The organism is Xanthomonas sp. BRIP62415, from assembly GCF_003993515.1.
Classification (GTDB): domain Bacteria; phylum Pseudomonadota; class Gammaproteobacteria; order Xanthomonadales; family Xanthomonadaceae; genus Xanthomonas; species Xanthomonas euroxanthea.
Window position 1 is genome coordinate 186,203 of record NZ_QEZH01000023.1, and the last position, 13,873, is coordinate 200,075.

The 13,873-nt window shown below is 66.8% G+C and carries 7 protein-coding genes; 1 reads left to right on the forward strand and 6 read right to left on the reverse strand.

What is annotated here, in order from left to right:
- Positions 1-552: 552 nt before the first annotated feature.
- Entirely contained in the window at positions 553-2,892 is a 2,340-nt protein-coding gene (locus tag EO141_RS08455) for a S9 family peptidase (RefSeq protein WP_127168963.1), read from the reverse strand.
- Between the two features lie 186 nt (positions 2,893-3,078).
- Positions 3,079-5,436 carry a Tat pathway signal protein gene (locus EO141_RS08460; protein ID WP_127169211.1) on the reverse strand — a complete coding sequence of 786 codons (2,358 nt, stop codon included), beginning with the start codon at positions 5,434-5,436 and terminating at the stop codon, positions 3,079-3,081.
- Positions 5,437-6,049: 613 nt separating this feature from the next.
- Here EO141_RS08460 and EO141_RS08465 point away from each other — a divergent pair.
- Complete coding sequence (locus EO141_RS08465) at positions 6,050-7,096, forward strand: DUF5694 domain-containing protein (RefSeq protein ID WP_241236638.1); 1,047 nt, start codon at positions 6,050-6,052, stop codon at positions 7,094-7,096.
- Between the two features lie 644 nt (positions 7,097-7,740).
- Here EO141_RS08465 and EO141_RS08470 read toward each other — a convergent pair.
- The 4 genes from EO141_RS08470 to EO141_RS08485 form a co-directional block, all read right to left on the reverse strand.
- The gene (locus EO141_RS08470) at positions 7,741-8,037 is read right to left on the reverse strand and encodes a hypothetical protein (RefSeq protein WP_127168964.1); all 297 of its coding nucleotides are present in this window, start codon (positions 8,035-8,037) and stop codon (positions 7,741-7,743) included.
- 156 nt (positions 8,038-8,193) lie between these two features.
- On the reverse strand, positions 8,194-9,834 hold the full coding sequence (locus tag EO141_RS08475; protein WP_126971110.1) for a DUF5597 domain-containing protein: 1,641 nt from the start codon (positions 9,832-9,834) through the stop codon (positions 8,194-8,196).
- A complete protein-coding gene (locus EO141_RS08480) occupies positions 9,831-12,179 on the reverse strand; it encodes a S9 family peptidase (protein WP_127168965.1) in 2,349 nt (782 codons plus the stop codon). The genes EO141_RS08475 and EO141_RS08480 overlap by 4 nt, the downstream gene beginning before the upstream one ends.
- A complete protein-coding gene (locus EO141_RS08485; protein ID WP_127168966.1) occupies positions 12,169-13,755 on the reverse strand; it encodes an APC family permease in 1,587 nt (528 codons plus the stop codon). Before EO141_RS08485 ends, EO141_RS08480 begins: the two co-directional genes overlap by 11 nt.
- Positions 13,756-13,873: the final 118 nt, after the last annotated feature.

Sequence of the window (13,873 nt, forward strand, 5' to 3'; positions counted from 1 at the left end):
GATGGGCAACACACGCCCGTGCCGGCGGACACCAGCGCAGGGCAAGATGGATGGCAGACGCGCACGCAGCGACATCTCTCGCCACGGCCGTGCTGCAGACACGCAGACAACCTGCGACGCGCACGACCACCCAGGGTCGCGCAGCAGCGCGTGTTGTCGAAAAAGGTGTTGGTTCCGCACCGGAGGCGCCCATGCGCTCCAGTTTCATCAGCTGGTCACAATGTGCCTGTGCGCATGCGCCACGTCTTGTCGCATTTGGCGACAGCGCATGCGGATAACCGCATGGTTCGCAAATGAACCAGCCTGTGTCGATGCGCTCTGCAGCGATGTCGGCAGCTGGACGTTACGCGCAAAACCAGTGGTGACACACTTTGGGCGATGTATCCCGTGCGACCATCTGCGATGTCGGTCGATCCAGGCATCGCGTGATGCGTCTTCATGCAAGAGTGCACTGAGGGCCGTCAGCGTGCACTGCCCTGCCCGCACTCGTTCAACGGCCGCGGTCTATGCAGTGCCGTCAACCGGTGTGTCGGCAGGCCCGAACCTGGGCTGTCACGGCGTCTGCGTCGGTGTCGCTGCCTGGGTGTGGTTCCAGTCCGGCGTTGGCGATTGCCGCATCCAGCGCAGGAAAAAGTCCAGCAGGCGGCGCTTGCCGTAGTCGCCGCCGGCACCGTGATCGCCGCCAGGTACCACCAGCAGGTCGAAATCCTTGCCGGCCTTGATCAGGCGATCGGCCACCTGCAAGGTGCTGGCCGGATCGACATTCATGTCCATGTCGCCGGTGACCAGCAGCAGATGCCCTTGCAGACGCGCGGCATTTTCCACGTTCGACGATTCGGCATACCACGGCCCGACCGGCCACCCCATCCATTGCTCGTTCCACCAGATCTTGTCCATGCGGTTGTCGTGGCAACCGGAATTGGCCACGCCTGCCACATAGAATTCCGGATGGAACAGCAGCGCACCCAATGCGTTCTGGCCACCAGCCGAGGTCCCGTAGACACCGACACCGCCGTCGATGACGTACCAGGGATACTGGGCGGCAGCGGCCTTGTGCCAGGCAATGCGATCCGGCAGGCCGGCATCCTTGAGGTTGCGCCAGGCCACATCGTGGAAGGCGCGCGAGCGATTGTTGGTGCCCATGCCATCGATCTGCGCGACCGCAAATCCCAGCGCGGTCAGCGCTGGCGTTCGGGTGCTGAACGTCTTGGGGACGAAGGATCCCTGCGGGCCGGCGTAGATGTCTTCGATCACGCGGTAGCGCTGCTGCGGATCCAGGTGTTGCGGGCGCTGGATCACGCCCCAGATCTCGGTCCTGCCGTCGCGGCCGGTGGTGTGGAACGGCAACGGTGGCTGCCAGCCGGCAGCCTGCAGACGACGCAGGTCGGTGCGCTCCACGGTGCGTGCCAACCCGCCGTCGGCACTGCGTCGTAACTCCAGTACCGGGCCAAGATCCACGCGCGAGTACAGGTCCAGATACCATTTGCCATCGGGTGAATAACGCACCTGGTGATCGGCGGCCGCCGGCGTCAATGCAGTGAGCCCGCTGCCGTCCAGACCGATGCGGTAGGCATGGCGGTAATACGGGTCTTCGCCGGGCTGCATGCCGGAGGCGGTGAAATACAGCTGCCCGGCGGCCTCGTCAAGGTAATCGAGCTTGCGCACCACCCAGTCGCCACGCGTGATCTGGCGGATCACTTCGCCGCTGTGGCCGTCGTACAGATAGACGTGCTCCCAGCCATCGCGCTCGGAGGCCCACAGGATCTGCGCGCCGTCGGCCAGGTCGCGCCGCGCGTGCTTGCCGCCGTCTTCGTGCTCGCCGCTGAGTTCGGAGTATTCGATGAAGGTGGGCGAGGTTTCCTCGATCAGCGTGCGCGCGGCGGCCGTGCGTGCGTCCACTTCGATGACCCGATACAGCTGGTGCCCGCGTGCGTTGTATTCGAAGGTGAGCCCGCGGCTGTCCTTCCACCAGACCATCTCGCTCAAGCTGAAGGCATTGGGCAGCAGCGTCATCGCCACCGGATGCGCCGCGCGCGTGGCGATGTCGAACAACACCGGCTGCATCACCGGCAATACATCGCCGGGCTTGGGATAGACCTGCTGATGCAGCTTCGGCTGCAGCTGGTCGGCCGGCGCCGATTCGATGTAATAGACCATGCGCGGCGGTGGCGCCTTGACCCGATACGCAGCCAGATGCTGCGAGTCCGGCGACCACACCACGCTGTCGAGCGCGTAGTAATCATCGGCACTGCCATCGCGGCTGAGCACGCTGCGCGCGCCGCCGCCGACCGGTGCGATGACCAGATTGGCCTGCTCCACCCAGGCGCGCCAGCGGCCATCCGGCGAGAGCCTGGCCTGCCGCTCGCCCTGCTTGAGCGGCAGCCGCATGTCCATCGATTCGGCCTGCAGGTCGCGGTCGGGCACATGCGTGCAGCGATAGCGGGCCAGGTCGCATTGCCAGCCTTGCTTCGCCAGCTGGAAGCCCAGACGCTGCTGTTGCAGCGTGGGTTGTTCCAGCTGCAGATGCGTGGCGTCGATACCTTGCGCACCTGCCTGCGTCAAGGCCACCGCCAGCCGCGCATGATCGAAGGCCAGCGTATTGCGGCCGCTGGCCGCATCCACCAGGCGATACTCGATGGCCGGCGCCTGATTGGCGCGTGCAACGCCACGCCGATACAGGAAATGCCCTGCATCGATCCACACCGGCGCGGTCGGTTGCCTGTCGACCAGCGACGCGTAGTGATCGGACAGGCCGATCGCCTGCGCGTACTGCGCGGGCGTGGGCGCTGGCGTTGCAGCCGCCGCGCTTGCCGACAGCGTCCAGAGTGCAATGCTGAGGCAGCACGCAGCGATGCGGTACCACCGAAAGGTCTGGTGCAGGAGTGGCGTCATGTGTCTATCTGCGGAGATGGCGTGGTCATTGGCTGCGCGTCGTGCACGTCGAGATGGGAGGACGTGCATTGGCAATGGGGTGCATGCCCGAAGCGGCCTGCACACAACGGCCTGCGAAGGCCTCCGTGGTCGATGGCGATCACGGTGACGCGACAGGGCTGGCACGGTCATCGCGCCGACGGTCCATTACGCGTACCAGGCCTGCACCTTCACCGCCGCCGTGCTGCCGGGCAATGCCACACGATCGGCATGCGGGCCCTGCGGACGCGCCGGCCTGCCGTCGACGAGCACGCGGGTAAGCTTCTTACCCTTGGGCACGCGCAAGCTCAACCAGGTGTGCCTGGGAGGCCATTCCGGCAGTTGCACCTCGGCATCGATACGGCCTGCCGCCACGTCAGTGCGCAAGCTCAGCGTGAGCTTGCCCCAGCGTGTGGGCGCCGCGGTGATGCCGACCGCAGCGCCACTGCCCAGCCATGCGCGCGGCAGCGCACGTGCCAGGAACAGCTGCTCGCCTGCGCTGTCGTCGCTGACCAGCATCCAGCGCAGCAGCAACGGGATGGTCATCTGCGCGGGGATGCAGAACAGCGGCATGCCGCCGGTGATGCCGCTGACCTCGCCGGCCGTCCAGCTACCACGCGTATGCACCTGGTAGCGATGCGCATAGACGAACAGCAGATACTCTTCGACGCGGTCCAGCCGCAGCAGCTGTTGCGCATAGCCGTAGGAAATGAAACCGAGCAGATCGCGGCTGCCCGGCTCCGGCGGTGCGATGTTGGCCACCACGCCGATGCTGGTGCCGCCATGGCCGCGCAGGCAATCGACCACCAGGTTGGCCAGGTCGTCGGGCAGCACATCGGCCTGCAGCAATTCTGCGTAGGCGCGGTGCGGCCATTGCTGCTCGCTGGGCTTTTCCTGCAGCAACGATTGGCGAAACGTCAGTGTAGTGCCCGGCAACGGGCCGACATACGGCGGCGACAGATCGCGGCGCACGTTGGCACGCAGGCTGGCGTGCAGCCGTGTGCGCAACTGCCTGGCGCGACGCTGCCATTGCGTGGACAGGCCGGCATCGCCGCCGAGCGTGCTCCAGACCTGGGCAATGTCTTCCCAGCCGCGTATCGTCAGCGCGCTGTTGGCGTAATACGGTTTCCACCACAGCGACGGGTCGGGAAACAGACAGGCATCGGATTCGTTCCAGCCGTGCAGCAGGCCATGGCCATGCGCGTTGCGCGGTAATGCCAGCGCCTGGTCGTGCAGCTCGCACAGCAGCTGCGCGGTGGCGGCGATCTTGGGCAGCAGGCGCCGCAACCGCGCCGCATCGCCGGTGTAGCGCAGATAGCGCGCCAGCAGCGACAGGGTCAGCCCGAACTGCCCGACCTCCGGCCCGCGCATGTTCGGCAGGCCGTCGTCCTGCACGAACTCGTCGAAGTAGTTGTCCAGTACCGCAGCGGCCTGCGCAAAGCGGCCCCATTCCAGATTGGCGTAGAACGAACTGGTGAAGGTGTCCTGGAAACCGTCGTACTCGTTGCCGTAGTAGTCGCGCTCCACTGCACCGTACTTCGGGTAATCGCCACCGGGGCGCACCACCAGCTCACGCGCAAACGCAAATTGCGCCATGGCGTTCCAGCTGGCATCAGGCAGTTGCGCCTGCACCGTGCCGTCCAGGGCCTGCTGCCAGTACGCGGCAAAATCGAGCATTGCTGCGTAGAACTGTTCGGCAGTGGCCGGCTTGCGCGACGGTGCGAAGGCGGGATAGCTGTGGGTGTAATGCACGCCGACGATCTCCCCGCCACGCACATGCATCGTGCGGTGCCAGGTCTGCACCACGAAGCGATCGCTGGCACGCACATCGGCAAACACCAGCACGTCGTACCAGCCATCGGCCTCGCCGTCGCGCCGCATCACCTTGCGCACTCCCGGCATCCAGCCGCCCAGCAGGCCTTCCTCGCGCCGCTTGATCAGCGCCTCGTCGCCCAGCTCGGGGAAGGCGTGTTCGGGCCGCGCGGTGCGGCTACGGCCGTTGGGCAGGATCGGCATGGTGTCCAGGCTTTCGCGCGTGCCGACGAAGGTGGTCCATGGCCAGCGCCCGCCAGTGTCCTTGGGGTCGAGCAGCGAGGCCGGCGGCGGCGCGACATCGCGCACCTGCGCCTCGTCCGGGTCGCCATCGCGCAGCAGGCGGTCGGCGAGCAGATCGGCCTCGGCCATCGCCACCTCGGCCAGCGGCATGCCGAAGTAGGGCTTGCCCTCGGTCGGATAGGCCGGCTCGGTGCGTTTGTCCAGGCGCAGCATGCCGCTGTCGGTCCACAGCGTCAGCGCACCCTGCGGGTCGTCGAGATGCTCGTAGACGGTCCACTGCTGCTGCAGGTGTTCAAAACTGCACAGCTTGCTGCCCACATGCGCGGCCGAGGGCAGCGCCTCAAGACGCGGCAGCGCCGGTGGCGGCAACGGCGCCGGGGTGTGCGGCGTGCCCGGCTTCGCGAGCGCGGCACCTGCGCCCACCGCCGCGGTCGCGGCCATGCCCTGACGCAAAAAGGTCCTGCGGTCCATCGTCGCGCCCTCGAGTGATCTCATCCACATGGTGCGCGACTGCGCACCCTGCGTCTTGTGGCGCGTGTCTGGCACGTGTGCGGAAATCCGCACATAACCGCGCACCGGTCGATCAACGATCGCGCCTGTTGCGCTGCCGTGCCGGTTGGCTGTCGCGTGATCGAGCACCGGCAGTGAGGGCGGCAGCAGCGCTGGCGTGCCGACGGAGCAGCTACCGCGCATCGCCAGCGAGACGCCAACACCAGCCTTGGCGCCATCGACGATACGCATCTGAGCAGACTGCTCCAACCCGCAGGCTGCCGGATGTCGGCTGCAGTTGGTGACGCCCGGCCCTCGCGGCAGCAGTGCAGTGCCTGTCCGTCGCCCCTGCCATTTAGCCGCGTGACTTTCTGGCCACGCCGGCATCTGCGCTGGCAGCCACACTGGCTGCGCCCACGCAGCCTGCCGCGTCGCCAGGTAGCCCCGCAACCAACGCCCACGTACAAGGACCGTCATGCCGCCAGCCTTACCGCTTATCGCGCACATTGCCCGCGCAACAACGCGGCTTCTTGACGCCGCCCCCACGTCCGCCAGGCGGTCAAGACCTCCAGCGCAGTCCTGGCTGTGGCTGGCCTTGATCGCGCCCTGCATCGCCCAGGCGCAGGTGGATCTGTCGCAACTGGATGCCGAGATGGCCGCGCCACGCACCCAGGTGCTGGTACTCGGCAGCGTGCACCTGTCGCAGTTGCCCAAGGGCAGCGATATCCGTGCCGCGCGCCTGCAACCGTTGCTGGACCGGCTGGCCGCCTACAAGCCAGACATCATCACCACGGAGGACTTGTCGGGAGAAACCTGCGACCTGATGCGGCGCCATCCTGCGGTCTACCTGCCCGAGGACACCACGACCTATTGCCCGGGGACCAGCGAGGCCGCGCGTGCCACCGGGCTGGATGTTCCCACCGCCATCGGCCAGGTCCGCACAGCGCTGCGCACCTGGCCGGCCGCGCCCACGCCGGCACAGCGTCGGCACCTGGCTGCGCTGTTCCTGGCCTCGGGCGAGCCGGCGTCTGCGCTGGTGCAATGGCTGCAGCTTGCGCAAGCCGACCAGCGCAGCGGCGATGGCCTGGATGCGGCGCTGGTGGCGCGACTGCGCACGCTTGAACAGCGTCCTGACGAGAGCTACCAGATCGCCGCGCGACTGGCGGCGCGCCTTGGCCTGCAGCGCGTCCACCCGGCCGACGATCACACCGGCGACAACGTTGACCTGGGCGACCCGGCGGCGTATGGCAAGGCGATCCAGGCCGCCTGGGACAAGGCCGCGCCGCAGGCGCGCGGCATGCGCGAGCGCGAGGACCAGCTGGCCAGCGACGGCAAGGTGCTGGAGCTCTATCGCGCGATCAACCTGCCGGCCAGCCAGCAGCTGGCCATCGCGGTGGATTTTCGCGCCGCACTGAGCGAGGCCTCGCCGCAGCGCTACGGCTATCGCTACGTCTCCGGCTGGGAGATCCGCAACCTGCGCATGGTGTCCAACGTGCGTGCCAGCTTTGCCGACCAACCCGGTGCACGTGTGCTGGCGGTGGTGGGCGCTACTCACAAGCCCTGGTTCGACAACTGGCTGGGACAGCTGCAGGGCGTGGATATCGTGGATGCGGCGCAGGTGTTGGGTGCCGACGGAAAGTGAGCGACAGTGAGTACAACGGCTTCAGCGTGACGCTCTCAGTCAAAAGCCTGATTGGTCGAGCGCGCGGTGCCCTCGCCGCTCGTGGGACACGCCGTAAGCCCTTCCCTGGGGGATCGGTCTCGGCATCCATGCCGCCATACGGTCCGCAACCGGCGAGGGCACCGCATCAGAGAGTTGGTCGGTGATTTGGCAAAAATCTGCTTGTTGCTCGGGGTGCATTGGAAGGCTGATCGGAGGCGACGCTCCAAACAACACACGTCATGTTTTGCTCGCGACCTTGCGCGCCGACCATCTCGACTGGTCCTTGCCCGCCTACCGTCGCGGGACCTTACGCGGCATGGATGCCGCGTAAGAGCCTCCATGGACGGATTCACGGCGTGTCCCGCGATGGTGGGCGGGCAAGGGCCCGGCAGCCAGGTAACAGATCAGCCGCTCTACGCTTGCGGGCTGCCCGCACGGTCCTAACACCCGCAGACAAGACAACCGCAATTATCGATACCGGCATGAGCAGCAGCCATCAATTCGCTGACTCCACGAGATGCAGAACGTGAGTCCGGTTTCAGGTGCAGCCAGATGCGGCATCAAGGCGAAGGCCGTGCACTTAATGCACTAGATCGACAACCGGCCTTCGTCAATCCAGGCCCTCAGGTCAGCACATCCAGCAAGCTACCCAGCATCTCGTCGGAACGCCGTAGCGCATTGGCGTTGGCCTGGAAATCGTTGCGTGCCGAGAGCCCCTCGACCAGATCGCTGGCCGGTGCCGCTGGATCGGAGGTGGCATCGACCACGCTGGCTGCCACTCCACCACTGAGCTGCGTGCTGGCTGCAACGGCCTGACGTGGGCTGCCGCCCACCGGCTCGCGCGCCACATTGCTGGCGGCCACCTGCTGGCGCAGTGCAGCGACCTGCATTCCGGAACTGGCGATGCTGCTGATGCTCATGATGGCTCCGGTACGGACACTATGAAAAACCCGATGACACTCGTTTTACCCACCTACCAGCGCGGTGCCGATGCCAGGCACGCCGCACCACCACGCGCACAAACCACCGATTCAGACGAGGTCCGCTTCACGACCACGTGGTCGCTTCACGCACGCTCAATACGTGCCTACCCGCACGCGCAACACCACCGGCACTTCGCCGGCCGCATCCACCCGCCCGAAGTTGAGCCCGTAGTCGGTCTGGTCGCCGTTGAGCTGTCTTTCGACCTGCCAGCGCCCGTCCACGTACCGCCCCTGCTCCACCCGCAACAGTTGTCCATGACGGGTATCGGCTGCGTCGCGGAAAAATTCAATCCGCGCGGCCATGCCGGTGACCAGGAACTCCTCAGGCCCCAGCTGCGCCACCAGCAGCCGGCCGGCGCGGTCGTCGTTACCCGGCAGGATCGCCGGCGCATCGCCCCATAGCGGCGCGCCGAACGACACCTTGGCCTGCCAGTCGCCAAAGCGCAGCGTGCGTTGCGGGGCGCCGGGCTGTTCGGCCACCGCCTGCAGCCGGCCATCGAAGGCGGCCCGGGCGATCACGTGCTGCAGCGGGGCCAGCAGCTTGAAGTTGGCCGCGTGCGCTGCAATCGCGGCGCGGTTGGCTGCGCTGTCCGGGTTGCCATCCATGCCAAACACCGAAAAGCCGATCCCGCCCTGCCCCAGCACATGGAACAGGTATGGCGCCGTCGCCGCTTCGAAGCCGGTCTCCGACACCCAGGCCGGATTGTCCGGCCGCGCGTACTGGCCGATGACCTTGGTGTATTCGTTGTAGTCGCTGGTGTAGATATCGGTGCCGATGAAGTCGATCGACGGGGTGGCCGCGCGCCACAGCGCGAACACGTTCACCGTCGCACCTCCGGACGGATAATCCATGCTCGGGTAACGCTTGCCTTTGTAGCGCAGCCAGGTGTTGACGTAGAGCGGCAGCGGATAGGCGTGCTTGCCGGCCGCGGCCACCTGTTCGATATACGCCGCCGTCGCATGCGCATTGAAGGCTTCGGCCGCCTCGGCACCGAACAGCTGTTGCCAGCTGCCCTGCGGCTTGCCCAGCGCCTGCGCGATCGCGGCAGGCACCGGTTGCGCGAACGCCGCCTCGCCGGCCGGGCCATGGTCGCGCACCGTGCCGATCGCGCCGGGCTCGTTTTCCACCTGCACCAGGATCACCGTGTGGCGGTCGCCATCGACCTTGCGCAGGTGCTGCATCAACGCGGTGAAGGCACGCGCATCGGCCTGCATGTTGGCGGCCACATGCGGCGACAGCACGTCCACCGGTTCGCCATTGGCATCGCGCATGCGCGGGTACGTGGTGTCGTCGCGCTTGATCCACTCCGGCACGTAATGCATCTGGCCGTTCTTCCAGCTGCCGAACCACAGCAAGGCCACGCGCAGGCCGCGCTTGCGTGCGCCGGCGATCAGTGCATCCACATTGGTGGTGTCGAAACGGCCAGGCGCCGGCTCGAACTGCTCCCAGTACACCGGCGCTTCCACCGTGTTGGCATGCAGCGCGACCACCTCGTCCAGCGCCTTGGGCAGCACGGCCGGCCAGGCACTGGAGTTGTGCAGCTGCGCGGCCAACACGGTGTACGGCGCGCCATCGACAAACAGCGCATGGCGGCCGTTCTGGGTGACGAAGCGCGGCAGCTCTTCTGCACTGGCCAGCAGCGGCACGCTGGCGGCCAACATCGCCAGCGACCACAGCAAGGCCGCGAGGCGGCCACGCGGCTGCGGTATGTTCAGGGCAAACACATGCATCATCGCGCCTCCGACGGTAGTGAATTCCAGTGCGGCGTGGGTTCGTTGCGCAGGTGGCGCACGAAGAAGTCGTACTGGCGACGCTGCACATAGTCGATCGGCCCGCTGGAACGGCCCACCGAATGCTCGCCACCAGGCACGTTGAGCAGCTCGAAATCCTTGCCGGCCTTGATCAGGGCATCGACCACCTGCGCGGTGGAGGCCGGGTCCACATTGCTGTCCTGCTCGCCGACGATCAGCAGCAGGTCGCCCTGCAACTTGGCGGCATTGACCACGCCCGAGGCCTGCGCATACCCGGCATCCACCGGCCAGCCCATCCACTGCTCGTTCCAGCTGATCTTGTCCATGCGGTTGTCGTAGCAACCGGCAAACGCCACGCCCACCTTGTAGAACTCCGGATGGCGCTCGAGCGCGCCCAGCGTGCTCTGCCCACCGGCCGAGGCGCCGTAGATGCCGACCCGGCCGATGTCGTAGGACCGATCCCTGGCGGCCAGCGCACGGTGCCAGGCGATGCGATCGGCAAAGCCGGAATCGCCCAGGTTCTTCCACGCCACATCATGGAAGGCCTTGGAGCGGTTGGCGGTGCCCATGCCGTCGATCATCACCACGATGAAGCCCAGATCCGCCTGCGCCTGCATGCCGATCTGCTTGTCGCCACCGGAGTGATAACCGAACGGCCAGAACGTCTTCGGCACGAAGGAGTCGTGCGGGCCGGCGTAAATGTTCTCGATCACCGGATACTTCTTGTGCGGGTCGTAATCGCGCGGGCGCACCACCATGCCCCAGATGTCGGTGCGGCCATCGCGGCCCTTGGCCACGAAGGTCTCCGGCGCGCGCCAGCCGGCCGCCAGCAGCTTGTCGATGTTGCCCTGCTCCACCTGCTGCAGCAGCCGGCCATCGATGGCGTGCAGTTCCATCACCGGCGGCAGATCCGGGCGCGAATAGACATCGACGTAATGCCGGCCGTCCTCTGCGATCGCCACATCGTGATCGGCATCGCGGTGGGTCAGCCGGGTCAACCGGCGGCCGTCGAAATCCACGCTGTACAGCTGCCGGTAGTACGGGTCCCTGCCCGCATCCATGCCGCTGGCGGTGAACCAGATGCGCCGCTGCGCGTCGTCCACGCGCAGCACATCGCGCACGATCCATTGTCCGTGCGTGAGCTGGCGTTTGAACCTGCCGCTGCGGCCATCGACCAGATACAGGTGCCGCCAGCCGTCGCGTTCGGAGATCCACACAATCTCGCTGCCATGCGCGTCCACATCGTGACGAAAGCTGCGGTCTGCATAGACGAAGGTGCGTGCGTCTTCGGCCACGGCCACATGCGCCCGCCCGCTGCGGGCATCCACCGCAATCACGCGCATGTGCTGAAAGCCGCGTTGCACATACTCAAAGCTCACGCTGCGCCCATCCGTCCGCCATTGCAGCGGCGACAAGGAGTACGGCGTGGCAAACAAGGCGTTGTCCACCACCCGCCGCGTGCCATCCACCGCCAGCAGCACCGGCCGTTCCACATCCACCGCATCGCCCGGCTTGGGATACAGCTGGGTGTGCACGAGCGGTTGAAGACGTCCGGCCGGCGCGGCCTCCACGCGGGTGACGCGGCGCGCAGTACCCGGCCGTACCCGATACACCGCCAACCGCTGCGAATCAGGCGACCAGGCGATGCTTTCCGGATCGAAATAATCCTCGGCGCGTCCATCGTCGGTGCGCTGCACGCTTCGGCCATCGGCCACCCGGCGCACGACCAGGTTCCAGCCATCGGCCAGCGCTTCCCATTGCCCGTCGGGCGAACGGCGCGGGGTGGTGTCGGCCGCCACATCCGGGTCGCGTACCACGCCAAAGCCGCGTGGTCGCTGCTGCGACTGCGGTTGCCGGCCGGGGGCATCGGGCGCGCATTGATACGTGGCCAAGCTGCAGCGCCAGGATGCTTCCCCGATGGCGAACACGATCGCGCCGTCTTCGCGCGCGCCTTCCTGCGAGTACGCAAACCGCTCGAACGGCAACGCCAACGCCGCATATGCGGCGCCGGTGGCGGCCTGCAGCGCCTGCGCCACGCGCGCCTGGTCGAAGGCCGGCTGCTTGTGCCCTGTCGCCACGTCCGCGCGAACGAAGGCGAAACCACCAGGCACGGTCTTGCGGTAGTAGAACGTACCGTCGTCCTGCCATTGCGCCGGCCAGGCGACGTTTTCGGTCAGCGTACTCCAGTGCGCGCGCAGGCCGAGCGAACGCTGGTAATCGGGCACCGCGGGCTCCGCCTGCGCAGTGGCGGCGAGCAACAGCATGCAGGCGGCCATGGCGCGCGAGACCTGCACTGCCCATGCGGGACGCCGAGCGTCATTCGCCATCGTCTTCTTCCAGCGCCAGCTCGTCGCTACGCAAGCCGCTGCGCGCGCCCCAGTGATAGATGAAGAACGCGATCACCGCCACGCTCACGGTGTCGAACGGATGCGCGATCCAGCCATGGCCGCCGAACGTGCCGGCCCAGGACACCGCCATCACCAGCACGAAGAACACGATCAGCCACAGCGATGCGCGCACCTGGCGCAGCAGGCGTGCCCTGCCCGCGCGCGAAGGCAGGCGATACAGCACGTACAGCGCGAACGCGAGCACCTGCAGGCCGAGCAACCACGACAGCGTCGGCCAGGTGGACCAATACACGATCAAGGCCGCGACCATGAACGACAGCGGCCCCAGCACGGCAAGGCCACGTACGCGAAACGGCCGCGGCAGCTCCGGCGCGCTGCGGCGCAACGCCGCCACCGTGACCGGCGCCACCGCATAGCTCAGCACCAGCGCGGCCGACACCACGCCGATCAAGGTCTCCCACGAGGGAAACGGCAGCGTCCAGAAGATCGACAAGCCCAGGCTCAGCCACAATGCCGGACGCGGAATGCCCGACGCCGGATCCACCCGCGTCAGCACCGGCAGGAACCCGCCGCTACGCGCCCAGCCATACACCACGCGCGGGGTGGCATTCATGTAGATGTTGCCGGTGCCGCTGGGCGAGACCATCGCATCGCAGATCACCAGGGCGGCCAGCCACGCCATCCCCAAGGCCAACGCGATGTCGTGGTACGGCAGCGCAAACACCTTGTCGATGCCGCTCCAGCCCGGCGCCAGTTGCGCGGCCGGGATGCTGCCCAAAAACGCCAGCTGCAGCAGCACATAGATCACCGTGGACAAGGCCACCGACAGGATCAGGGCGATCGGGATATTGCGCTGCGGGTCGCGCACCTCGCTGGCCACCGACACGATCGGCGTCAGCCCCAGGTAGGCAAAGATGATGCCGCCGGCGGAGATCGCCGCCTCCACCCCGGCCATGCCCGACGGTGCGAACCCGTGCACGCTCAGATTGTCTGCGTTGAAGTGTTTCATCAGCAGCACGATCACCAGGATCGGCACCAGGAACTTGAAGATGCTGACGATGTTGTTGGCCAGCGCAAAGGTCTTGACGCTGAAGTAGTTGAGCAGGAAGAACAGCAGCAGCAGGGCCAGCTGCACCAGCCAGCCCCAGACGCTGGGATGGGTGCCGTTGGGCTGGTTGAGCAGCGGAAACCACGCCGCCGCATATTGCCGCGCCGCTTCCACCTCGATCGCGATCAGGCTGGAAAACGCGATCAGGGTGATGAAGCCGGTCAACGAACCCAGCAAGGCGCCATGCGAATACTCCGGGTAGCGCACCACCCCGCCGGCGCGCGGCAGCGCGGCGCCGAGTTCGCAATACACCAGGCCGAGCAGCAACACCGCAATGCCGCCGAGAATCCACGACAGGATGCCGGCCGGTCCGGCGATGGACGAGACATGGCTGGCCGAGAACAACCAGCCCGACCCGAAGATCGAGCCCAGCCCGATGAAGGTCAGGTCGGTCAGGCTCAGTCGCTTGTGGAACTTGCCTTGCGTGGTCGCACCGTGTGTGGTCATAGCTGGCCCCGGACAAATGAAAGCGCGTGCTGCGGAAGATGGCGTGGTCGTGCGTTGCGTATGGCGGTCAGTGGTTCTGCGATCGTGCGTTGGCGGTCCTGTACGACGGCAGCAACAC